This window comes from Succiniclasticum ruminis DSM 9236, assembly GCF_900112895.1.
Taxonomy (GTDB): domain Bacteria; phylum Bacillota; class Negativicutes; order Acidaminococcales; family Acidaminococcaceae; genus Succiniclasticum; species Succiniclasticum ruminis.
This window is the reverse complement of record NZ_FONL01000015.1, coordinates 13,453-35,686: the sequence shown is the minus strand read 5'-3', so window position 1 is coordinate 35,686 and position 22,234 is coordinate 13,453. Positions and strand designations below refer to the sequence as shown.

Annotated in this window: 24 protein-coding genes; 1 reads left to right on the top strand and 23 read right to left on the bottom strand. The window is 48.3% G+C overall.

Annotated features, from left to right (window positions below):
- Window positions 1–103: 103 nt before the first annotated feature.
- From BM159_RS09475 to rpmH, 23 genes are all read right to left on the bottom strand, one after another.
- On the bottom strand, window positions 104–1,441 hold the full coding sequence (locus BM159_RS09475; RefSeq protein ID WP_093914001.1) for an MATE family efflux transporter: 1,338 nt from the start codon (window positions 1,439–1,441) through the stop codon (window positions 104–106).
- Between the two features lie 4 nt (window positions 1,442–1,445).
- Entirely contained in the window at window positions 1,446–2,216 is a 771-nt protein-coding gene (locus BM159_RS09470; protein ID WP_093914000.1) for a histidinol-phosphatase HisJ family protein, read from the bottom strand.
- 82 nt (window positions 2,217–2,298) lie between these two features.
- Window positions 2,299–3,405: a redox-regulated ATPase YchF gene (ychF, locus tag BM159_RS09465; protein ID WP_093913999.1), complete on the bottom strand. Its 1,107-nt coding sequence runs from the start codon at window positions 3,403–3,405 to the stop codon at window positions 2,299–2,301.
- A gap of 178 nt (window positions 3,406–3,583) precedes the next feature.
- Window positions 3,584–4,369 (bottom strand): ZIP family metal transporter, encoded by a 786-nt coding sequence (locus BM159_RS09460; RefSeq protein WP_093913998.1) that lies wholly within the window; start codon window positions 4,367–4,369, stop codon window positions 3,584–3,586.
- A 147-nt stretch (window positions 4,370–4,516) separates the two neighbouring features.
- On the bottom strand, window positions 4,517–4,717 hold the full coding sequence (locus tag BM159_RS09455; protein WP_093913997.1) for a DUF951 domain-containing protein: 201 nt from the start codon (window positions 4,715–4,717) through the stop codon (window positions 4,517–4,519).
- 1 nt (window position 4,718) lies between these two features.
- Window positions 4,719–5,378: a CBS and ACT domain-containing protein gene (locus tag BM159_RS09450; protein WP_093913996.1), complete on the bottom strand. Its 660-nt coding sequence runs from the start codon at window positions 5,376–5,378 to the stop codon at window positions 4,719–4,721.
- Window positions 5,379–5,481: 103 nt separating this feature from the next.
- Complete coding sequence (locus BM159_RS09445) at window positions 5,482–6,186, bottom strand: ATP-binding cassette domain-containing protein (protein WP_093914009.1); 705 nt, start codon at window positions 6,184–6,186, stop codon at window positions 5,482–5,484.
- Window positions 6,187–6,196: 10 nt separating this feature from the next.
- On the bottom strand, window positions 6,197–6,973 hold the full coding sequence (locus BM159_RS09440) for an ABC transporter ATP-binding protein (protein WP_093913995.1): 777 nt from the start codon (window positions 6,971–6,973) through the stop codon (window positions 6,197–6,199).
- Window positions 6,966–7,913 carry a branched-chain amino acid ABC transporter permease gene (locus tag BM159_RS09435; protein WP_093913994.1) on the bottom strand — a complete coding sequence of 316 codons (948 nt, stop codon included), beginning with the start codon at window positions 7,911–7,913 and terminating at the stop codon, window positions 6,966–6,968. The genes BM159_RS09440 and BM159_RS09435 overlap by 8 nt, the downstream gene beginning before the upstream one ends.
- 12 nt (window positions 7,914–7,925) lie before the next feature.
- Window positions 7,926–8,819, bottom strand: coding sequence for a branched-chain amino acid ABC transporter permease (locus BM159_RS09430; RefSeq protein WP_093913993.1), 894 nt, complete (start codon window positions 8,817–8,819; stop codon window positions 7,926–7,928).
- Between the two features lie 103 nt (window positions 8,820–8,922).
- Complete coding sequence (locus BM159_RS09425) at window positions 8,923–10,107, bottom strand: ABC transporter substrate-binding protein (protein ID WP_093913992.1); 1,185 nt, start codon at window positions 10,105–10,107, stop codon at window positions 8,923–8,925.
- Window positions 10,108–10,377: 270 nt separating this feature from the next.
- The gene (locus BM159_RS09420) at window positions 10,378–11,073 is read right to left on the bottom strand and encodes a DUF554 domain-containing protein (RefSeq protein WP_093913991.1); all 696 of its coding nucleotides are present in this window, start codon (window positions 11,071–11,073) and stop codon (window positions 10,378–10,380) included.
- A 91-nt stretch (window positions 11,074–11,164) separates the two neighbouring features.
- The gene (locus BM159_RS09415; RefSeq protein ID WP_093913990.1) at window positions 11,165–12,172 is read right to left on the bottom strand and encodes a ParB/RepB/Spo0J family partition protein; all 1,008 of its coding nucleotides are present in this window, start codon (window positions 12,170–12,172) and stop codon (window positions 11,165–11,167) included.
- Complete coding sequence (locus BM159_RS09410) at window positions 12,165–12,956, bottom strand: ParA family protein (protein ID WP_342745757.1); 792 nt, start codon at window positions 12,954–12,956, stop codon at window positions 12,165–12,167. Before BM159_RS09410 ends, BM159_RS09415 begins: the two co-directional genes overlap by 8 nt.
- Before the next feature lie 91 nt (window positions 12,957–13,047).
- Window positions 13,048–13,926 (bottom strand): ParB/RepB/Spo0J family partition protein, encoded by an 879-nt coding sequence (locus BM159_RS09405; RefSeq protein ID WP_218149566.1) that lies wholly within the window; start codon window positions 13,924–13,926, stop codon window positions 13,048–13,050.
- Between the two features lie 134 nt (window positions 13,927–14,060).
- Complete coding sequence (rsmG, locus tag BM159_RS09400; protein WP_093913989.1) at window positions 14,061–14,840, bottom strand: 16S rRNA (guanine(527)-N(7))-methyltransferase RsmG; 780 nt, start codon at window positions 14,838–14,840, stop codon at window positions 14,061–14,063.
- Window positions 14,837–16,723, bottom strand: a complete 1,887-nt coding sequence (gene mnmG / locus BM159_RS09395; RefSeq protein WP_093913988.1) for a tRNA uridine-5-carboxymethylaminomethyl(34) synthesis enzyme MnmG — start codon at window positions 16,721–16,723, stop codon at window positions 14,837–14,839. Before mnmG ends, rsmG begins: the two co-directional genes overlap by 4 nt.
- Before the next feature lie 6 nt (window positions 16,724–16,729).
- Window positions 16,730–18,112: a tRNA uridine-5-carboxymethylaminomethyl(34) synthesis GTPase MnmE gene (gene mnmE / locus BM159_RS09390; protein ID WP_093913987.1), complete on the bottom strand. Its 1,383-nt coding sequence runs from the start codon at window positions 18,110–18,112 to the stop codon at window positions 16,730–16,732.
- Between the two features lie 65 nt (window positions 18,113–18,177).
- Complete coding sequence (gene jag, locus BM159_RS09385) at window positions 18,178–19,155, bottom strand: RNA-binding cell elongation regulator Jag/EloR (RefSeq protein WP_093913986.1); 978 nt, start codon at window positions 19,153–19,155, stop codon at window positions 18,178–18,180.
- A 32-nt stretch (window positions 19,156–19,187) separates the two neighbouring features.
- Complete coding sequence (locus tag BM159_RS09380; RefSeq protein WP_093913985.1) at window positions 19,188–19,853, bottom strand: YidC/Oxa1 family membrane protein insertase; 666 nt, start codon at window positions 19,851–19,853, stop codon at window positions 19,188–19,190.
- A 27-nt stretch (window positions 19,854–19,880) separates the two neighbouring features.
- Window positions 19,881–20,090 (bottom strand): membrane protein insertion efficiency factor YidD, encoded by a 210-nt coding sequence (gene yidD / locus BM159_RS09375; protein ID WP_342745758.1) that lies wholly within the window; start codon window positions 20,088–20,090, stop codon window positions 19,881–19,883.
- A 26-nt stretch (window positions 20,091–20,116) separates the two neighbouring features.
- On the bottom strand, window positions 20,117–20,473 hold the full coding sequence (rnpA, locus tag BM159_RS09370; protein ID WP_245763700.1) for a ribonuclease P protein component: 357 nt from the start codon (window positions 20,471–20,473) through the stop codon (window positions 20,117–20,119).
- 63 nt (window positions 20,474–20,536) lie between these two features.
- Window positions 20,537–20,689 carry a 50S ribosomal protein L34 gene (rpmH, locus tag BM159_RS09365; RefSeq protein WP_176760399.1) on the bottom strand — a complete coding sequence of 51 codons (153 nt, stop codon included), beginning with the start codon at window positions 20,687–20,689 and terminating at the stop codon, window positions 20,537–20,539.
- A 192-nt stretch (window positions 20,690–20,881) separates the two neighbouring features.
- Between rpmH and dnaA the strand changes: the two genes are divergently transcribed.
- Window positions 20,882–22,231 (top strand): chromosomal replication initiator protein DnaA, encoded by a 1,350-nt coding sequence (dnaA, locus tag BM159_RS09360; protein ID WP_093913982.1) that lies wholly within the window; start codon window positions 20,882–20,884, stop codon window positions 22,229–22,231.
- Window positions 22,232–22,234 lie beyond the last annotated feature (3 nt).

Genomic DNA, 22,234 nt, shown 5'->3' with positions numbered 1-22,234 from the left:
AAGCGGCTTTACAAAGCTTATCAGTTATTGAAGGTTGCGTATTTATCCCCCGCTGATGTTGCAGTAAAACAATCCTCTTTGCCTGATCCTGCCACTCACGTTTTTACCGGTTCAGCCGTTCAAACAGGCTGATAAAATACCGGTAGGCAAAAAAGAGGAAGATAGAACCTGCCACCCAGGCTACCGGGCTGGCATAACACACGCCCCGGTACCCCCAGTCCGTGGCCAGGAACTTGGCCACACCGGTCCGCATGCTCAGTTCGATCAGGGAAGAAGCCAGAGGCACCATGCCCACGCCCATACCCTGCACTGCGCTGCGGTAAATAAACATCTGGCTCAGGAAAAAGTAAAACGGCACAGAGCAGTTCAGATACAGTAACGCATCTTCGATGACCTTCGGATTCCCCTCTTCGATAAAGATGCCGATGATGCTTTCACTGAAAAAGAAAATCAGGATGCCTGCACAAAAAGCAAAAGCCATGGCAATCAGGGAGCACTTTTTTACTGCGTCCCGGATGCGCTGGAACTGTTTGGCCCCGTAGTTCTGAGCGCTGAAGGCCGCCATGGCGATACCGAAAGAAGCCATGGGCTGCAGGGCCAGCTGCTCCACCCGGATGGCCGCCGTAAAGCCCGCAATGGTATTAGGGCCGAAAGAATTGGTGATGGACTGGATCAATAAAATGCCGACGCCGAGAATAGAAAACTGTCCGGCCATGGGCAGGCCAATCTTCAGATGGGCCAGTGCAAACTGCTTATCCCATTTCCAGTCGCTCTTCTGCAAACGCAACACGGGAAAATGCTTCCACATATAAATGACGCACAGGAAAGCCGAAATGCCCTGGGCCATGACCAGCGCATAGGCAGAGCCCGGCACGCCCAGACCGAATTTCAAAATAAACAGAAGCGCCAGTCCTACATTGATAATGGTGGCAAAAATCAGAAAGGCCACCGGCGTCTTGCTGTCCCCCAGGGCCCGCAGCACGGCCGAAAAGAAGTTGTAGGCCATCATGGCCCACAGTCCTTCCGCCACGATGAGGATATAACTCCGGGTGTCCTCGTACAAAATTTCCGGCAGGTTCATCAAAGCCAGCAGCGGATCGATGACGATAAACATCCCCACCGCCAGGATAATGACAGAAATGATGCTGAGCCGCAAACTCATGGCTACGCTGCGTCGCATGTTATCAAAATCACCGGCGCCAAAAAACTGCCCCGTTATGACGGTCAGGCCGTTGGACATGCCCATGGTGATCATCACCAGCAGCATAAAAATCGGAGCCGCCGCGCCGACAGCGGCCAGTGCGTTGACACCGATGGTACGACCCACGATAATAATGTCCGATATGCTGTACATCTGCTGAAATATGTTACCGATGATCAGCGGCACCATAAAGGTCAGCAACAGTTTCAGGGAATTCCCCGAAGTCATGCTCTTTTGCATAAAACTACCTGTCTGAAATCATTTTTCTCTCTTTGAAATACACCGGCTGCAGCTCCGCTTCTTTTGCCATGGCTGCCGCCACATCCAGACGCCGGCCCACATGTTCCGTGTAATGAGCGTCGCTGCCCAGTGTGCAGTATTTGCCGCCCAGTTCTTTATACCGTTTGTATAACGGCAGCAACGCTTTAACTGCCGCCTCAGCCTCCAGCCGACGGGTGTTGATTTCAATGGGCTTATTCTTTTCAATTAAAATCTTGAACAGCCTGTCCCACTCCTGTTGGTTTTCTTCCATGTGGAATTCCTTGTCCGCATAGGGCCAGTACCGACAGATGTAATCAATGTGCCCGAAGGAATCAAAGTTGTTGTGGCTTTCCGCGCAAAGAATGCTGTCCCGGAGGAAGTCGTGCATGGTTTCTTCTTTGGACAGGCCTTTATACGTTGTCACCTCGTACAGATCCAGACGGTTCATCATATGAATGGAACCGATTACAAAGTCAAAGGGATAACCTTCCGGGACTTTGTTTTCTTTTTCCGCCAGATGCGGCTGCATCCCCACTTCGATACCCAGCAGCACGTTGCCGCTGCGCAGGGGCAGGTTCTTTTTAAAATACGCGTCCCGGTCGAACAGGAACTGCTCCGGATTGGTGGGATATTCATAATCCCAGTGCTCCGTCAGGATGATTCCGATGCCCAGCTTTGCAGCGGTGTCCGCCGCCTGCTGCAGTGTCATTTTCGAATCGCAGGAAAACTCACAGTGATTGTGTGTGTCAAACATGGTCTTCTTCCTTGAAAGCCAACGGCTGAATGAATTGTTGTCGCAAAATCAAATTTAATCCGCAATCCCCGGGAACTGCTTCTTACACGTTGAAACGGAATTCCACAACGTCCCCGTCCTGCATGACGTAGTCTTTGCCTTCCAGACGAACCAGTCCTTTTTCCCGGGCCGCCACCTTGCTGCCGCATTTTACCAGGTCGTCGTAGGAAACGATTTCCGCCTTGATAAAGCCTTTTTCAAAATCCGTGTGGATCTTGCCCGCAGCCTGGGGCGCTTTCGTGCCGATGTTAATGGTCCAGGCCCGGCTTTCGATTTCACCGGCGGTCAGATAGGTCTGCAGACCCAGCAGTTTGAAGCCCGCCTTAATAAGACGGTTCAGGCCCGCTTCCGTCAGCCCTTCCATTTCCAGATATTCTTTTGCTTCTTCTTCCGGCAGTTCCGCGATTTCCGCTTCCACTTTGGCAGAAATCACCACCACTTCTGCATGCTCCTGGGCAGCGAACTCCTGCACCGCTTTCACATGGGGATTGCCGCTGGCGTCCGCCGCTTCTTCTTCCGCCACGTTGCAGACATAAATGATGGGTTTCCTTGTCAGCAGATGCAGGTCGTAAAGAGCTGCCTCTTCCTCTTCGGTGAACTCCATCCGGCGGGCCGGAACGATATCCTCCAGCCCTTTGGCGACGCGTTCCAGCAACGCCTGTTCCGCCGCTGCCTTTTTATCGTGGGCTTTTAACAGCTTTTCTACTTTTTTCATCCGGTTGTTGATGGTATCAATATCCGCCAGGCATAATTCAGTATCAATAATCTGGATGTCCCGCACCGGGTCCACACTGCCTTCAACATGGGTCACATTTTCATCCTCAAAGCAGCGCACCACTTCAGCGATGGCGTCCGTGTTACGGATATGGCTCAGGAACTGGTTACCCAGACCTTCGCCTTTGGACGCGCCCTTCACCAGCCCCGCAATATCCACAAAGTGCATGATGGCCGGCGTGATTTTCCGGGAATTGAACATTTTAGCCAGCACGTCCAGCCGTTCATCCGGTACCGCCACTACCCCTTCATTGGGCTCAATGGTGCAGAACGGATAATTGGCCGCCTCCGCCCCGGCTTTGGTGATGGCGTTAAATAACGTGCTTTTACCTACGTTGGGGAGCCCAACGATACCTACATCCAGATTCGTGCTCACAGTTTTCTCTCCTTTATCACATATCACATTATGTTATTGTGCTACAAGTATTTCGATTATTTTTCTTATTTATAAATGACATATTATTATAACATAAGAAAAGTAAGTTAGCAAAAAATAAGTGACGGGAGCGGTTTTGCAAACCGGTTCCCGTCACTGTTTTTTAATAAAATTATTGTTATCCCAACGCCACGTCAAGCACCATCATCAGGGAAAATCCCATGGCAAACGCTATGGCTCCGATATCCGAGTGCTGCCCCTGGCTCATTTCCGGAATCAGCTCTTCGACTACCACGTACAGCATGGTACCTGCAGCAAATCCCTGGAAATACGGAAGGAACGGAACTACGTAGCTTACCGCCATAATCGTCAGGAATGTACCGATGGGTTCCACGATACCGGAAAGGCTTCCATACAGAAATGCTTTTCCGTTGCTTACCCCTTCTGCCCGCAAAGGCAGGGAAATAATAGCGCCCTCCGGAAAATTCTGGATCGCAATGCCCAGAGCCAGCGCCAGCGCGCCGGTCTGGGTGATGCCGCTGACCATCTGGGACAGCAGGCCCGCATACACAACGCCTACCGCCATTCCTTCCGGGATATTATGCAGCGTCACTGCCAATACCAGCTTCACCGTCCGGGACAGGGAGCTGGACATGCCTTCGGACTCTTTGCTCTCCCTGTGCAGATGGGGGATGATGTGATCCAGCAGCAAGATAAACAGCACGCCGAACCAAAACCCGACAAGCGCCGGCAGAAAAGCCAGCCTGTCCATGGCTTTTGACTGTTCCATAGCCGGAATAATCAGGCTCCAGATGGAAGCTGCCACCATGACCCCGGCAGCAAATCCCGTGAAAGCGCGCTCTACCTTCCAGTGCAGGTTACCGCGAATAAAAAACACACAGCCTGCCCCCAGCACAGTCCCCATAAAGGGAATCAGGAGGGCTTGTAACATTTCAATTGGCATAATTTACCTCGTCTTGCAATTATGTCCTAATTATACTCAACTTTGGTGATAAGGTAAATAGCTTTTTGACCCGCGCTCTTTAAAACCCATTGCGCATACAAAAAAGCAGGCGCCTCTTATTGAAACGCCTGCCCTGTTATTAAATAGTTATTTTTCCTCTTTCGGCAGTACTTCCCGCACCGCCTTCACGAACTTGGTCCGGGGTATCATCACATGATGCCCGCAGCCGCAGCAGCGAATCCCGAAATCCATGCCCGTGCGGGTAATCTCCCAATTAGAAGAACCGCAGGGATGCGGCTTTTTCATCCGCACCACGTCACCGACTTTAAACTCAACATTGCCAATCATTTTATTTTGCCCTGCTGGTGGTAATATTAGTCACCGTATAGCCGGCTTCCCGGATTTCCTCAATAATGCCCATGCCTGCCTGGGACAGGTCTGCGGTAATGGTCATTTCTTTTTCTCCCGCAACCTTGGCGTCGCTGGTTACACAGGAAATAATGTTGATACCGTGGTCTGCAAACATTTTCGCAATCTCGGCCAGCACGCCCGGTTTGTCCGAAGCGTCAATGGTAATACGGGAAGCGGACTGCCCTAACCCGAAAATATCCACCAAGGCGCGGAATACGTCGCTGTCCGTAACAATACCGCACAGATTGTTCTCTTCATCCATTACCGGCACGGAAGCTATGTGATCCTGATACATCAGGGCGGCTACATCGGCCAGATCCGCATTGGCGTAAACCGTTTTCACGTTGTGTGTCATAACGTCCTTTACTTTGATGCGGCTTAACAGGTAAGACGCTTCATAACGGGAAAGGGTGCTGGCTTCCGAAGGAGAGGCCATCTTCACATCCCGGTCCGTAATAATGCCCACAACCATTCCCGCATCATTTAACACAGGAACCCGGCGGATGTTGTCGTCGCTCATCAGACCCTGCAGCTCCAGCAGCGTCTGGTTCTGGTTGATTGTATATACATGGGCTGTCATAATATCTTTTACAAGCATGGATAAAACCTCCTCTAAAAGAATTTTTAACCGTTTATGAAAACACAGATTCAATGCATTTGCGCTCTTGATATGGAAAATGGCTTAACTGATTACCACTGCATCAGCCGCCCAGGTACGCTTTCTGCACCGCTTCGCTGTTCAGCAGCTCTTTGCCGGTTCCTTCCAGTGTAATATTACCGGTTTCCAGCACGTAGGCTTTGTCCGCAATGGACAGCGCCATTCTTGCATTCTGTTCTACCAGCAGCACCGTAGTCCCGCTGTCGTTGATCTCTTTGATGATGTTAAAAATTTCCTGTACCAGCAGGGGCGCCAGACCCATGGACGGTTCGTCCAGCAGCATCAGCCGGGGACGGCTCATCAGCGCCCGGCCCATGGCCAGCATCTGCTGTTCGCCGCCGGACAGGGTGCCCGCAATCTGGTCTTTCCGCTCCAGCAGCCGGGGAAATTTTGTAAAGACGTCTGTCAGGTCTTTGTTGATTTCTTCTTTATCTCTGCGAAGGTATGCGCCAAGATCCAGATTCTCCATTACCGTCATATTGGCAAATACATGACGGCCTTCCGGAACCTGGCTCAGACCCATGCCCACGATTTTATGGGCCGGTTTTCCGGTAATATCCTGGCCTTCAAAGGTAATCTTTCCGGTTTTCGGCTTCAGCAAACCGGAAATCGTATGCAACGTGGTGGATTTTCCGGCTCCGTTGGAACCGATCAGGGTGGTGATGCCGCCTTTGGCTACAGACAGGCTGATGCCTTTGATTGCATGGATCGCGCCATAATAAACGTTGATGTCCTCAACTGTCAGCATGTCCATTGTATTACACCTCCCCGCCCAGATATGCTTTGATAACTCTCTTGTTCTTCTTGATCTCTGCCGGCGTGCCGGTAGCGATGCACATGCCGTATTCCAATACGTACAGCCGCTCACAGACGCCCATGACCAGGCTCATGTCATGCTCAATAAGTAAAATGGAAATTTTAAAATTGTCCCGAAGCCACTTAATCATTTCCATCAGTTCTTTGGTTTCCTGGGGATTCATGCCAGCAGCCGGTTCGTCCAGCAGTAACAGCTGGGGCTTCGTAGCCAGAGCACGGGCAATTTCCAGACGCCGCTGGGCGCCGTAGGGCAGGTTTTTCGCCATATCGTGGGCATGCTTGTCCAGATGGAACAGTTTTAACAGTTCCATCCCCTGTTCCGTTACTTTTTTCTCTTCGTCAAAATATTTATTTACACGGAAAATTGCGTGCGGCAGGCTGTAGTCGATATGCATGTTATTGGCAATCTTAACGTTATCCAGCACCGACAGTTCGGAGAACAGGCGGATATTCTGGAACGTTCTCGCCATTCCCATCTGGGTAACCTGATAGGATTTTTTACCGTTAATCAGTTTGCCGTCGAAATAGATTTCTCCTTCTGTCGGCACATACACACCGGTAATCATATTGAAGGCTGTGGTCTTACCGGCGCCGTTAGGCCCGATAAGCCCTACCAGTTCCCCTTCGTCAATATGCATGGTGAAATTGGAAACGGCCCGCAGACCGCCAAACACGATGGAAACATCCCGCAGGTCCAGTAAACGCTTTTTATCACCCATTGTTCTTACCTCCTTTCAGGCTGCTGAAAACCTTTTCGGAGAGTTCTTTGTTGCCGAACAGTCCCTGGGGACGGTACAGCATCAGGATGATCATGGCCAGAGAGTAAATAATCATACGCCATTCCGGGAAGTCCGCCAGCGCCGCGGAAATAAAGGTCAGCAGGATGGCGCCGGTGATGGAACCGGTGAGGGACCCCAGGCCGCCCAATACCACCATGGTCAGGATGTCAAAGGAACGCATGAAGGTGAAGGACGCCGGATGGGCGATGAAGAAGTAATGGGAGAACAGCACCCCGGCAGTTCCAGCGAAGGAAGCGCCCAGGGTAAAGGCCATGACTTTGTATTTCGTGGTATCGATGCCCATGGTGTCCGCCGCAATCTCGTTTTCACGGATAGCAAGGCAGGCACGGCCGTGGGCAGAGTTTTTGAAATTCTTAATAAAGAACAACACGGCAATCATCAGCCAGAAAGTAATGACGAAGTTAGTCATTCGGGGGATGCCCATCAGACCGGAGGCGCCGCCTACATATTCAATATTGAGGATGCAGATCCGGATGATTTCGCCCAGGCCCAGGGTAGCAATCGCCAGATAGTCGCCGTCCAGACGCAGGGTAGGCAGGCCGATCAGGAAGCCCAGGATACCGGCTGCAATGGTACCGGCGATAATCGCCAGCGGGAACGAAAAGCCCAGCTTCACCGTCATAACCGCGCCCATGTAGGCGCCTACCGCCAGAAAACCGGCATGGCCGATGGAGAACTGGCCGGTAAACCCGTTGATCATGTTCAGGCTGGAAGCCAGAATAATGTTGATGCAGATCAGGACCAGGTTCAGTTCCCAGAAGGGACCGATGATCTCCGCCGCCATCAGGCCCTGCAGAACCGCAAATACTACGGCAGAGGCAATCAATGCTTTTAAGTCAAACATGCGTACTTTATTCATTGTCATCACCTCTTAAACCTTTTCACGGATATTCTTGCCCATCAGGCCCTGAGGCTTGAAGAGAAGAATAATGATCAGAATCGCGAATGCGGCGGCATCGCGGAAGGTGGAAGAAATGAAACCGCTGACCAGCGCTTCCACCACGCCTAAAATAATACCGCCCAGCATCGCCCCCGGAATAATGCCGATACCTCCCAGTACCGCGGCGACGAAAGCTTTGATACCGGGAACCATGCCCATCAGGGGATCGATGGAGTTGTAATATATGCCTACCAGGACCCCGCCGGCTGCTGCCAGGGCAGAACCTAACGCAAAGGTCATGGAAATTGTCGAGTCAATATCAATACCCATCAGCCGGGCCGCGTCCGCGTCAAAGGACACCGCGCGCATGGCCTTGCCGGCTCTGGTCTGGTTAACAATATAGGTCAGGGCAACCATAAGTACCAGGGCACTGACGAGAATAACGATCTGCTGGCTGTTTACCACCCAGGCGCCTACATGGTACACCGTGGCCGTAAATACGGCAGGGAATGTACGGGGCTGGGGAGAAGCAAACAGGATCATCACGTTTTCCAGAAAGAACGAAACGCCGATGGCCGTAATCAAAATGGCAATCCGGGGTGCATTCCGCATGGGGCGGTAGGCTACACGTTCAATGACCATCCCTGCCAGGGCTGCCCCGATCATGGAAATGATCAGCGCCGGCAAAAAGGACAGTTTTAAAATGGAAGTGCAGACAAACCCGATATAAGCACCCAGCATATAAATATCGCCGTGGGCAAAATTAATTAATTTCAAAATACCGTAGATCATGGTATAGCCAAGGGCTATCAGCGCATAAATACTGCCCAGGGAAATACCGTTGATCAGCTGTTGGACCAACTGATGCAAAAAACCGGATTCCATAATTCTCTTCCTCCGAATATAGAAGCAAATGGCTGTGGTGGCCCGCACCACAGCCTCATTGCTTCCGGATTACTGATTTACTGAAATGTTATTTGATACGGGATCAGCCGCCAATCTTCTTGTTCAGCGTCATCTTACCGTCTTTCAGTTCAAGGACTAACGCAGTGGTAATCGGATTATGTTTTTCATCATAAGTCAGTTTGCCATTGGCAACCTGCAGGTCTTTCGTCTTGGCAATTGCTTCCGCAAGTTTCGTTCCGTCAGTAGTTTTTGCGGTCTTGATAGCATTGAACAGGATTAAGCCTGCATTATAGCCCTGCATTGCGAAAACATCGGGAACCTTGTTGAATTTGCCCTGATAAGCTTTAACAAATTTCTGCACGACAGGATCTTTATCCTCTGCCGTATAGGCATTGGTGAAGAAACCATTGTTGCAGGCTTCTTTGCCGGCAACTTCAACCAGCTTGGGAGAATCCCAGCCGTCAGAACCCAGCATCGGGCAGGTCAGACCGATCTCACGGGCCTGTTTGATGACCTTGGAAACTTCTTCATAGTAACCGGGAACGTAAATAGCTTCCGGATTGGTCGCTTTGATTTTGGTCAGGGAAGCCTTGAAGTCAACGTCCTTGGCCAAGAAAGCTTCGTCAGTGGTGATCTGGCCGCCGTTTGCGGTAAATACTTTTGTGAATACTTCTGCCAGGCCTTTGGAGTAGTCGCTGGAAGAATCATGCAGGATAGCAGCTTTCTTAACTTTCAGATCTTTGGCAGCAAACTGTGCCATGATATCGCCCTGATAGGGATCGATGAAGCATGCGCGGAAAACGAAGGGTTTCGTCTTTCCGTCTTTTTGCAATGTAATGCCAGGCGCCGTCGCACAGGGAGCGATCAGAGGAATCTTGTTCGCCGTCAGCACGGGTTCTTCCGCTGCCACACAGCCGCTGGTAGCCGGACCGATTACAGCGACAACTTTGTTCTGGGTCACCAGTTTCGTAGCCGCGTTGCCGGATTCAGAAGGCTCGGACTTGTTATCTGCGGTCACGACTTTAATCTGCTTGCCGTCGACACCGCCGGCCTTGTTGGCCTCCTCAACTGCCAATTCAAAACCGGAGAGCATGCTCTTGCCATAGTTGGCAACGTTGCCGGTCAGTTCGGCGTTTACGCCTACAACGATTTCCTTGCCTGCGTCAGCTGCTTTTTTCTCGCCGCCGCCACCGCCGCAGCCTGCAGTTAGACCTGCAGCCAGCATAGCCGCCAGCGCGATACCTGAAGCTTTTTTAACGAATTTCATTTTTTTCACCCTTCCTTCTATAAAAAAACAATTTTTTAAAAATCCCCTCATAAAATAACGAATATTAAAAGAATATCACAATAATTATATTTATACTGGGTAATTTCCCCGTTTTCCTATTATAGAAAGTATTTCACATCTTTGTCAATGTTTTTCCCGCAAAATCCCGCAAAAAATAAGCACTTTCGCGTTGTTTAAAACAAAATAGTAACATTTATGTCATTTTTAGATTTTTAGTCCACTGAAAATAAACTTTCGTATTTTCATAAATCACAAAAACAGTTTTGCCAAAAGTATGGCAACCGGCAGGGCCGGAATCTGGTTGGCCAGGCGGATCGGCAGAAGCTTTGCCTGCACGACGCCTATGGCCATAATCAATACACCGCCGGCAGCACTGACTTCCCGTATGATTTCCGGCGTCAGAAGATTCTGCATCCAGGAAGCAAGCATGGTAATAGATCCCTGGTACAGACCCACAGGTACGGCAGAAAGACCTACGCCCGCTCCCATATTCGCCGCGAATATGATAGACAGGATTCCGTCCAGCATAGCCTTGGCAAACAGGATCTGGTGGTTGCCCGTCAGTCCGTCTTCAATACTGCCTACAATCGCCATAGCGCCGATGCAGAAAATCAGGCTGGCAGAAATGAAACCCCTGCCAAAAGAACCGGCGTCCTGTCCCCTGTCACCCAGGAGCTTTTTTTCCACCCAGGCGCCAAAAGCGTTCAGTTTTTCCTGAATCTCCAGCATCTCACCAATAATGCTGCCGATGACTACGCTGGCAATGACCAGCACGACATTCTGGCTCTTTTGCGCCATTTCCACGCCAATCAGAAAAATACAAAGGGCCACACCGTACATAATGGTTTCCTGCCATTTTTCAGGAAAGCCTTTCTTTAAAATAAGGCCAACTGCGCAGCCGGCTACGATTGCTGCGCAGTTGACCATCGTTCCCAACCCGGTCATAAATTTCCTTTCAAATTTCTGTAATGATAAGAAGCGGTCACTTTACATTAGAATTTCTATTTACTATAAAAATCATCAGCGGTCAACAATACTACACAGGAAACTTCGTCTTCAGCCAGGGCGCCGTGTCAATGCTGCTGCTGTCATTTTTCCCCTGCAGCAGTTCACAGATACGATCCAGATCGTCCAGCGAATAATAATCAATTTCTATTTTTCCCACATTGTCATTTTTGCTGACGATACGGACTTTCGTTCCCAGGGCTTCTATCAGATTTTCTTCAAATTGTTTGTAGTGGATGTCGGCTTCGGATTTCTTCTTTTTCCCGTTCTTATCTTTTGCGGAAGATGGGTCTTTTACCGGTTTGCCGTTTTTATCCAGAATTACGATCCGTTCATTTAAGACCTCAAGATTTTTTCCTTCTTTAATTGTCTTGACGACTTCTTCCACCGTACGGGCGCTCCAGCCGTTTTCTGCCAGCGCTCTGCCGATTTTAAGCTGCTGTTCCCTGTCCGTAAGAGCTGACAGCGGGCGCATCTGACCGGCCGTTACCTTTTCATCCGCTATCATTGCCTGCAATTCTTCCGGCAGGTTCAACATACGCAGCAGATTTGCCACTGCCGCCCGGCTTCTCCCCAGACGTTCCGCTGCCTGAGCCTGGGTATAGCTGCATTGCTTCATCAGCTCCTGGATTGCTTTTGCCTCTTCCAGAGGATTCAGATCATGGCGCTGAATATTTTCCACCAGGGAAAGCTCACGCATCTGCTTTTCGTCATATTCCCGGACCAGGACGGGAACTGTTTGCAGCTTTGCCAGCTTTGCAGCCCGCAGACGCCGTTCGCCGGCAACCAGTTCATAATTCAGGCCCTTTTTACGGACGATCAGGGGCTGGATGATGCCATGCTTTTTAATGGACTCACTCAGTTCTTTCAGTTTTTCTTTGTCAAAGGTTTTTCTGGGCTGGTACGGATTAGGCCTGATACTTTCCACAGGAACTTCCACCGCTCCTTCCGGATCCTTGGGTATGGCAGTTTCATACTGGGATTCACTGGAAGAAAGCAGGGACTCCAAGCCTCTGCCCAGACCGCTGTGCTTACTCATCGCCGATTACCTCCCTGGCAAGTTCCTGATACACTTGGGCGCCTTTGCTTCTGGAATCATATACGATCACCGGTTCCCCATGACTGGGAGCCTCGCTTAATTTCACATTGCGCGGAATAATTGTGTTGTACATCTTAGCAGAAAAGTATTTCTTTACTTCATTGACTACATCAGACGCAAGGTTGGTCCTGGCATCAAACATGGTCATGACTACGCCTTCCAGCTTCAGCGCAGGATTCAGGTTCCGTTGCACCCGCTGGATGGTGTTCATCAGCATGGTAACACCTTCCAGTGCATAAAATTCACACTGGATAGGAATGATAACCGAACTGGCAGCCGTCAGCGCATTTAATGTCAGCAGGCCCAGAGACGGCGGACAGTCGATCAACACATAATCATAATCATATTTAACCCGTTCCAGCGAGTTTTTCAGCCGGTTTTCCCGGCTCATCATATTGACCAGGTCAATCTCGGCACCGGCCAGCGCGATCGTAGCAGGCAGCAGGGAAAGATTATCATAAGCTGTCGGTATGATTACATCTTTTGCCGGCACATCATCATTTATCAATATATCATAAATACTCTTTTTGATATCCCGTTTGTCCAGCCCCAGACCGGTGGTGGCATTGCCCTGGGGGTCAGAATCCACCAGCAGGACTTTACGCCCTTCTGCAGCCAGGCAGGCTGCCAAATTTACGGCAGTTGTCGTCTTGCCGACACCGCCTTTCTGATTGGCTAACGCAATGACTTTTACCACAACAGTCCCCTCCGATACTTCCATCATTATAGCAGCAGACGATTAAAATCCGCTGTCCGTTTCACGTGAAACTAATAATTTATACACATTATACACAGGGTTATCCACAGGCTGTGTATTAAAAAAGCTTAATAACATTAGGGTCTTTCCGCTTTTTCACATTTTTGATACGCAAGGTCACTACGACATCATCCCCATCCATTTCCTGCTCCATGCTGGAAGGAATCCCGGACGTTTTTACTGTCTCCATGATTTCTTTGATGCTGTTTAAATAGATACGCACATCATTTACAATCACAAACCGCGGCTTTTTCTGATTCAGCTTTCCTGCTTCTTTCAGTGTCTTTTCTACCAGCGCTTCCGTTTGTCTGACGTTTAAATGCCCTTTCAGTACTTTTTGCAAAACAGCTTTCTGAAGATCCTCATTTTCCAGCTTTAACAAAACCCGGGCGTGCCGTTCCGTCAGATCACTGTCATGAAGTTTTTTGCGCACAGGGGACGGCAGACACAGAAGACGCAGCTTGTTGGCAATGGTTGACTGCTTTTTTCCTACCCGGATCGCCATGGATTCCTGGGTCAGGTGAAAGGTGTTAACCAGTTTTTCATAGCCTTCCGCCTCTTCCAGATAGTGCAGATCCTTACGCTGCAGATTTTCAATCAGGGCAATTTCCGCTATCTGCTGGGTAGTATATTCGCTTACAATAACAGGAACCGTTCCCAGCCCCGCCATGGTAGATGCCCGCAGTCTCCTTTCGCCGGCAATGAGGATATAGGTATCGCCTTTTCCCGGAGCTACCAGGAGAGGCTGCAATACACCGTACTGGCGGATGGAATCTGCCAGTTCCGACAGGGCTTCCGACTCAAATTCCTTACGCGGCTGGTACGGGTTGGGCACGATTTTGGAAAGAGGAATATGAAGAACCTGGACGTCTGTAGCTTTTTGCAAATTGTCTGTTTTCAATGTTTCAACATTCAGATCGTTGAATCCGTCCTGCACAAAATTTCCCCGCTTTCACATCAGTAATGATCTGTTCATCTGCAAACAGATCCTGTATTCTTATTTTTATTCTTATATTTTATCATAAAACGCCAATGCCTGCAGTAAATTTACGTAAAAGTTATACCGTTTCCTTAACTGCTTCCTAACGGATTTTTTCCCGGCAAGCCGGCCTTACGCGGATAAATAGCAGGTGTATCCTTGATTTTCTGAATGACGATGATGGCACGCCCGTCATCTAAGCCGGGGAGTTCCACTTCTTTCACTGATGTCACACTGCCGCCTAAAATCCGTAGCGCTTTTTCACCTTCCAGAAGTTCTTCCTTATATTTGCTCCCTTTTAATGCAATAAAGAAACCGTTCTTTTTTACCAGCGGCAGACAGTATTCTGCTAAAACAGAAAGCCGGGCCACCGCCCTGCTCACTGCAATATCTGCCTGTCCCCTCAGTTTTTTATCCCTTCCGCCATCTTCCGCGCGCATATGTTCAAAACTTACATTTTGTAATTGCAGCTGCCTCACGGTTTCCTGCAAAAACTTCAGCCGCTTTTCCAAAGAATCCAACAATATTAATTTTAAGGAAGGATCATAAATCTTCAGGGGTATGCCGGGAAAACCGGCTCCGGTTCCTACATCTATCACTTTTTTCCCCTGCATCAGCGCTTTGTCGTAACACAGCAGGGAATCAATATAATGCTTCACCGCCACGTCCTGGGGGGATGTCAGCGTTGTCAGGTTCATGACCTTATTCGTTTCCGTCAGCAGATCAAAATAGCGGCCAAACTGCAGCAGCTGAGTCCGGCTTATGTTGATTCCGACAAGGGCGCACTGTTTTTCCAATATCTCCTGACACTGCGCGGCTTCCGCAGAAACTGCAACTATATTCTGTGTAAGTGTTTCAGGCCTGGCTTTCATTGCTTTTCCGCCTCCTGACGGCGGTGTACCTCCAGCGCGATCATCAGCACCCCTACATCCGCAGGGGAAACGCCGGAAATGCGGGAAGCCTGCCCCAGGGAATCCGGACGGACTTTGTCAAGCTTTTCCGCCGCTTCGTTGGATAGTTCCTTCAGCGCAAAATAATCGATGTCTGCCGGGATTTTTTTGCTTTCCAGCCGCAGGGCTTTTTCTACCGCCTGTTTCTGTTTTATAATATAGCCTTCATATTTACACTGGATCTCTGTCTGTTCCCTGACCACCGGAGAAATTTCCGGCGCGCCGAAAAATGCCTGCAGCTTTTCATAGGACATTTCGCTGCGCTTTAGCAGCGTTGCCAGATTCTCCCCTTTTTTCAGGGGCACGCTGCCGGCGGAGATCAGTTTGGCATTGATTTCTTCTGTGGGGGAAACAAGTGTATTCTGCAGGTAATGCATCACCCGTTCGATTTCCGATCTCTTTTTCGTAAACTTCTCCCAGCGTTCGTCTGTGACCAGCCCGATCTCACGGCCTTTTTCCGTCAGACGCAGATCGCCGTTGTCCTGCCGCAGCAACAGACGGTATTCCGCCCGGGAGGTCATCATCCGGTAGGGTTCGTTGGTGCCTTTTGTCACCAGGTCGTCAATCAGCACGCCGATATACGCTTCATTCCGGCCTAACACCAGGGGCGGCTTACCCTGCAATTTACGCACCGCGTTGATCCCGGCAATCAGTCCCTGCCCTGCCGCTTCTTCATAGCCGCTGGTTCCGTTGGACTGACCTGCCGAGAATAATCCTTTTATGTGCTTATGCTCCAGAGAGGATTTTAACTGCAGCGGATCCAGACAGTCGTAGTCGATGGCATACCCGGGACGCATCATTTTAACATGCTCCATTCCCGGTATGGTCTGCATGAACTTGACCTGTACATCCGCCGGCAAAGCCGAGGACATTCCCTGCACATACATTTCGTTGGTGTTCAGCCCTTCCGGTTCAATGAACAGCTGATGGCGTTCCTTATCCTTGAAACGGATGATTTTAGATTCAATGGAAGGACAGTAACGGGGACCTATCCCCTCTACCAGCCCGTTGAACATGCCGGAACGTACCAGATTGTCTTTGATAATCTGATGGGTCACGGGAGAGGTATAGGTGAGCCAGCAGGGAACCTGCTCCCGGTGCGTAATATTACTAATGTAGGAAAAGTTGCGCAGTTCCGGATCCCCTTCCTGTATCTGCATTTTGGAAAAATCAAGACTGCGCCTGTCCACCCGGGCAGGGGTACCGGTCTTGAACCGGGTCAGCTCCACGCCGGCTTCCTGCAGGGATGCGGATAATTTGTTGGCGCTGCGCAATCCGTTGGGACCGGATTCATAATTGACACTGCCGAACACGATTTTGCTGCGCAGGTACGTACCGGTACAGATAATAACAATGGAAGACTCAAAAACTTCTCCGGTTTCCGCTTCTACCCCCACTACTTCATCATTACGCACCAGCAGCTTATCGATCATCAGCTGCTTCACATCCAGGTTTTCCTGGTTTTCCACAACCTTTTTCATGATCACATGGTAAAAAGGTTTATCTGCCTGGGCCCGCAGGGAATGGACAGCATATCCCTTCCCCGTATTCAGCATGCGCATCTGGATGCAGGCTTCGTCCGCGCTGATGGCCATCTGGCCGCCCAGGGCGTCTATCTCCCCAACCAGTTGTCCCTTGGCGCTGCCGCCTACGGACGGGTTACAGGGCATAAGGGCAATATTATCCATGGAAAGCGTCGCCAGCAGCGTTTTATAACCTAACCGCGCCGCTGCAAGGCTGGCTTCCACCCCGGCATGCCCTGCCCCTATTACAATTACATCATATGAATCAACAACGATCCCCATCTTTTCTCACTTTCCTACACAGAAACGGGCAAAAATTTCATTGATTATCTCATCCCGTACCGTTTCCCCGGTAATCTCCCCCATCAGGGTCAGAGCCCGGTCCACGTCAATGGTGAGACAATCGTAAGGAAGCCGGTTTTCCGCGGCTTCCACGGCATCTTTTAAACTGTCCGCAGCCTGACGCAACAAATTGATCTGCCGCTCATTCTGGATATAAATCTCTTCATCCGACTGTCTGCTGCTGCCGTATACATATTCCTTCAGCCAGCTTTCCAGTCTGTCGATGCCTTCTTTTGTCTTGGCGGAAATTTCGATGACGTTTTCCGGTGCAAACCGTTCCGCCAGCGTTTTTGTGATGATGCTTTCCGCAAGATCCGTTTTGTTTACCACAAATACAGCGTTCTTCCCTTTTATCGCTGCCAGAATCGTCTCATCGTCTGAAGTCAGGGGCTGGGTCCCGTCCAAGACTACAAGGATCAGTTCGGCTTTGTCCAAAAAGGCACGGCTGCGTTCCACGCCCAGTTTTTCCACAAAATCTTTGGTATCGTGGATGCCCGCGGTATCTGCCAGCAGTACGGGAACCCCCCCGATGACCAGCTGTTCCTCGATTACGTCCCGGGTTGTTCCTTCATATTCGGATACAAGCGCCCTGTCTTCTTTTAATAGCGTGTTCAGCAGACTGGACTTGCCTACGTTAGGACGTCCGATAATCGCCGTTCGCAGTCCTTCTTTTAATATTTTGCCGGTATGAGCTCCTTCCAGCAGGACAGCTACTTCTTTCGCCGCCCCAGATATGGAATTTTTCACTTCATAATAAGTTACGTCTTCTATGTCTTCTTCCGGGTAATCAATGACAGCTTCCAGATGCACGATCACATCCCGCAGCTTTCTGCGGACTTCTTTCAGTTTTTTTGAAAGAAATCCTTCCTGCTGCTGCACTGCAATTTTCAGGGCGGCGGCACTTTTGGAATTGATGATGTCCATGACGGATTCCGCCTGGACCAGATCGATGCGGCCGTTTAAAAACGCCCGTTTCGTAAATTCCCCGGGTTCTGCCGGACGGGCTCCGTAATAATACGTCAGCGCCAGAATCTGTCGGATACTCTGCATACCGCCGTGACACTGTATTTCAATTACGTCTTCCGCTGTATAGGACCGGGGGGCTTTCATATAGACCGTCAGTACTTCGTCTATATCTCTTCCCTCTCTGTCCCTGACAAACCCATAGACCATCGTATGGGAAGGATAGGTTTCCAGTTTTTTCCCGGATGCGGCAAAAAACATCTGATCCGCAATTTGCAGCGCATCCGCACCGCTTATCCTCACAATGCCGATAGCCGCGTTTCCCGGCGCTGTTGTAACAGCGCTGATCGTATCTTCCTGTATCATGGTTTCCACCTGAAATAACAAAATAAACCCGGGCAGAAAATCTACACCGGGTTTTACATTATTGATTACTTTTTAAGTTCAATAACAACTTTACGGAAGGGTTCGCTTCCCTCGCTCAGCGTCGTAATCTTGCTATCGTTCTGCAACGCGGTGTGGATTATTTTCCTTTCATGGGGATTCATGGGTTCCAACACAATGCGTTCTCCGCTTTTCTTTACCTTTTCGGCCAGGCGTTTCGCCAGACGGGTCAGCGTTTCCGCCCTGCGGTCACGGTAATTTTCCACATCAATTACGATATGTACTCTGTTTTCCGTATTTTTATTGGCCACCAGATTGGTCAGATACTGTAATGAATCCAGCGTCTGTCCGTGTTTGCCAATTAGGATACCCATGTCATCGCCATGCAGCTTCAGCACCACACAGCCATCTTTTTTATTGACAAATTTTTCCATGACGACTTCAATTTTCATGGCCTTGAAAATCTTGGCAAGGAATTCCTTAGCTTCGTCTACGACTGCATCGTCCACTACAAATTCTTTGGCATTTTCATTGGCAGGGCGTTTGTTTTTGCGTTCTGCCAGGGTATTCTTGACAGCAGCAGATACAGCGGTAGCCGTTTCAACTTTTTCATTTACTGCGTTCTTGACTTTATCCCCGCTTTCCTTAACGGAATCAACGGTATCATTCCATTTTTCTTTTACCCTGTTGTTAAAGGCTTTCTGCCTTTCATCCAATTCGTCTGCTTTTTCCCCTACTTTGCGTAAAACAGCTTCTGCCGACTCGGTTGTTTTTTCTCCGAAAGAAACAACTTTTTCTTTTAAGGATTCCGCAACAGTAGGCTCTTCTTTATTTTCTGATTTCAGGGAAATGGTATCTGCTTTTGGGGTTACCAGAATTTTTGCTTCTTTTTTACCGAAACCCAGAAATCCTTTTTTCGGCTCTATCAGAACTGTATAATCTACTTCCTCTTTTGTAAGGTTCAGTTCTTTTAACGCTGCTTCCAACGCTTCTTCTACTGTTTTACCTACAGATTCTACGTTCATATTCTACTCCTTATCAATCATAAAAACCTGTTTTATTTACGGTCCATCTGCGAATTGATGTATGCCTGCTGGGCAATCTGCATGATGTTCATTACAATCCAGTAAAGTACCAGGGCAGCGGGGAAACTTAAACTGATATAGCCGATAAACAGCGGCATAAAATAAGTCATCATCTGCCCCTGCATCATACCCATTATTCCGTCCTGCCCTTTGTCGCCCGCTTTCTTCGGAGGCATGGTCTGTTTGGCCTGGATATAGGTAGTTAATGCGGATACTATCGGTAAAATATACATGGGATCCGGATTGGCGATATTTTCCATCCACAGGAAATTAGCCGGACCTTCATATTGGAAATCCCGGACAGCATAATAAATACCAAACAAAATAGGCATCTGAACAAGCAAAGGAAGGCATCCTGCCATGGGGTTAACACCCTGTTCCTGGTAAAGCCTGGCCAGTTCCTGGTTCAGACGGACTTTATCATTCTTATATTTTTCCTGGATTTCTTTCATCTTGGGCTGGATTGACATCATAGCCCTTGTGGATTCGATCTGTTTTTTCGTCAAAGGGAAAAGGATAATTTTAATAATGATGGTCATCAGCACAATAGCCAGACCGTAATTGGGGAATCCTACACTTCCCAGAAAATGATACAATGTCTGAATAACCTGGATAACCAGATTCGATATAAAGTCCAATTTTTCACTCCTTCATTGTTACGCGCTTCATTTAACAGGATCATATCCCCCGTCATGCCAGGGATGGCAGCGGCAGATCCGTTTTACCGCCATCCAACAGCCTTTTATTATCCCTTTTTTCTCAATTGCCTCTATTGCATATTGGGAGCAGGTGGGATAATATCTGCAATTGTTACCTAACAGCGGGGATATGCATAACTGATAAAAACGAATCAGGGCAACAAGTATGTTTTTAATGATTCTGATAATACCCTTTTTCATTTTTATGCCTGCTGCAGCAAAGCTGCCCGTTTAGCCAGTCTTAAGAAAACTCTTTCATACGTTTTGAAATCCGCCTGCGCCAGTCTTTTCCTGGCTACCCAAATCACACGGAAATTGGTTTTAAGCTCTGCCTTATGCAAACGAAAGACTTCGCGCATCATACGCTTAACATGATTGCGAATAACGGCATTACCTACTTTCTTACCCACAGCGAAACCTATTTTTATGTTTTCATTTTCGCCGGGCAATACATAGAAAACAGATAACCCATCCACCACAGAATGTCCTTTTTCATACACATTCTGAAACTCTTTCTTTGCTTTGATCTTATTGGATTTGGGAAATGTGAATTCTTTCATTGCATCCATACTCCTGTCCACATGGAAAAAATAGGCCACTCGCGCGGCCTATTTATTCTAAAGTTATGCAGACAATTTCTTTCTGCCTTTTAAGCGTCTTCTTTTCAGAACCTGGCGGCCACCCAGTGTAGCCATTCTTTTACGGAAACCGTGCGTTCTTTTTCTTCTCAGATTGTTGGGCTGGAATGTACGTTTCACAGTGCTTACCTCCTTCATTCCATGGTCTTATCAATCTCTATGTAAACGATTTCAATTGATAGCTGACAGAATTATACTAAAAAGCCCCCACAGTGTCAAGGATTTAACAATATTTCACAAATTTACCTGCTTTCTGCCCTGTGGATAACTTTAATTTTTTTCGTATTTATGGTAAAATAAAGAGTAAATTTGTGAGAAAGGAAACGCTTCATGGAAACATATGATTTATCGTATATCTGGGAAAAACTGACAGATAAGTTAAGCCATTCTATAAGTGAATCCAACATGGATATATATATTCGTCAGATTACCCCTGTCAGTGCGGAAAATGATGTAATTTGCTGCACTGTACCCAGCACCACTCTCTGTTCTGCCATACAGCAGAATTATTTTTCTCTTATATCGGCTCTTTTAAAAGATATTACTAAAAATGATAATATCCGTCTGGAACTAAAGGTTAAAAACCAGAATGTTTTAGAAGTTCCGGCAGAACATTATAAAACAGATTCTCTCTTTAAAGATGATGAAAAAAGTTTTGAAAGTAACATTAATCCAAAACAGCGTTTCGAAACTTTTGTGGTCGGCAATTCAAACCGTTTTGCTACAGCTGCAGCCCAGGCAGTTGCCAATGACCCGGGAAACGTATATAATCCTCTATTCATTTATGGTAATTCCGGCCTTGGAAAAACCCATCTGATGCATGCCATCGGCAACGCTGTTTTAGAAGCAAATCCCAATGCAAAAGTAAAATATGTAACCAGTGAAACTTTTACCAATGATATCATCAATGCCATTCAGAATCATACGGTCAAAGACTTTCAGGAAAAGTACCGTACCATTGACTGCCTGATTATCGATGATATCCAGTTTTTGGAAAATAAGGAACGCACACAGGAAGAATTCTTCCATACGTTCAATGCGCTGAAAGAAGCTAACAAACAGATTGTTATCTCCAGTGACCGCCATCCCCAGAGTATGGATAAACTGGAAGAAAGATTACGTTCCCGCTTTGTCAACGGTCTTACGGTAGATATTCAACCACCGGACCTGGAAACCCGCATCGCCATTATACGTAAAAAAGCGGAAATCGAAAAAATAAATATGCCTAACGAAGTAATCCAGACAATCGCTGTCAGCATTGATAACAATATCCGTATGATTGAAGGCGCGTTTAACCGGATCGTAGCATATGCGAGCATCATGCATCTTCCCATTGACATGAAGGTTACTGAAACAGTACTGAAAGATTTTGCTACCCACAGCATACAAAATATAACGATTGAAAAAATAATCGGCCACATCTGCAAATATTATAATCTGCAAAACGACGATTTAATAGGTAAAAAGCGACCAAAAAACATAGCTTTGCCCAGACAGATTGCTATGTATCTCAGCAGAAGACTGACAGACGCTTCATTGCCCAAAATCGGTTTATCTTTTGGAGGCAGGGATCATACCACTGTTATTCACGCATACGAAAAAGTGGAAAAGATGAGAAAAGAAGACAGAAGCTTTGATAATCTGCTGCAGCAGTTTGAAGAACAGATACGCTCTATTTGATTT

Coding starts and splice junctions, on each gene's coding strand:
- BM159_RS09475 (WP_093914001.1), bottom strand. CDS start 1,441: ATGCAAAAGAGCATGACTTCGGGGAATTCCCTGAAACTGTTGCTGACC.
- BM159_RS09470 (WP_093914000.1), bottom strand. CDS start 2,216: ATGTTTGACACACACAATCACTGTGAGTTTTCCTGCGATTCGAAAATG.
- BM159_RS09460 (WP_093913998.1), bottom strand. CDS start 4,369: ATGCCAATTGAAATGTTACAAGCCCTCCTGATTCCCTTTATGGGGACT.
- BM159_RS09455 (WP_093913997.1), bottom strand. CDS start 4,717: ATGATTGGCAATGTTGAGTTTAAAGTCGGTGACGTGGTGCGGATGAAA.
- BM159_RS09450 (WP_093913996.1), bottom strand. CDS start 5,378: ATGCTTGTAAAAGATATTATGACAGCCCATGTATATACAATCAACCAG.
- BM159_RS09445 (WP_093914009.1), bottom strand. CDS start 6,186: ATGCTGACAGTTGAGGACATCAACGTTTATTATGGCGCGATCCATGCA.
- BM159_RS09440 (WP_093913995.1), bottom strand. CDS start 6,973: ATGGGTGATAAAAAGCGTTTACTGGACCTGCGGGATGTTTCCATCGTG.
- BM159_RS09435 (WP_093913994.1), bottom strand. CDS start 7,913: ATGAATAAAGTACGCATGTTTGACTTAAAAGCATTGATTGCCTCTGCC.
- BM159_RS09430 (WP_093913993.1), bottom strand. CDS start 8,819: ATGGAATCCGGTTTTTTGCATCAGTTGGTCCAACAGCTGATCAACGGT.
- BM159_RS09425 (WP_093913992.1), bottom strand. CDS start 10,107: ATGAAATTCGTTAAAAAAGCTTCAGGTATCGCGCTGGCGGCTATGCTG.
- BM159_RS09420 (WP_093913991.1), bottom strand. CDS start 11,073: ATGACCGGGTTGGGAACGATGGTCAACTGCGCAGCAATCGTAGCCGGC.
- BM159_RS09415 (WP_093913990.1), bottom strand. CDS start 12,172: ATGAGTAAGCACAGCGGTCTGGGCAGAGGCTTGGAGTCCCTGCTTTCT.
- BM159_RS09410 (WP_342745757.1), bottom strand. CDS start 12,956: ATGATGGAAGTATCGGAGGGGACTGTTGTGGTAAAAGTCATTGCGTTA.
- rsmG (WP_093913989.1), bottom strand. CDS start 14,840: ATGAAAGCCAGGCCTGAAACACTTACACAGAATATAGTTGCAGTTTCT.
- mnmG (WP_093913988.1), bottom strand. CDS start 16,723: ATGGGGATCGTTGTTGATTCATATGATGTAATTGTAATAGGGGCAGGG.
- mnmE (WP_093913987.1), bottom strand. CDS start 18,112: ATGATACAGGAAGATACGATCAGCGCTGTTACAACAGCGCCGGGAAAC.
- jag (WP_093913986.1), bottom strand. CDS start 19,155: ATGAACGTAGAATCTGTAGGTAAAACAGTAGAAGAAGCGTTGGAAGCA.
- rnpA (WP_245763700.1), bottom strand. CDS start 20,473: ATGAAAGAATTCACATTTCCCAAATCCAATAAGATCAAAGCAAAGAAA.
- rpmH (WP_176760399.1), bottom strand. CDS start 20,689: ATGAAGGAGGTAAGCACTGTGAAACGTACATTCCAGCCCAACAATCTG.
- dnaA (WP_093913982.1), top strand. CDS start 20,882: ATGGAAACATATGATTTATCGTATATCTGGGAAAAACTGACAGATAAG.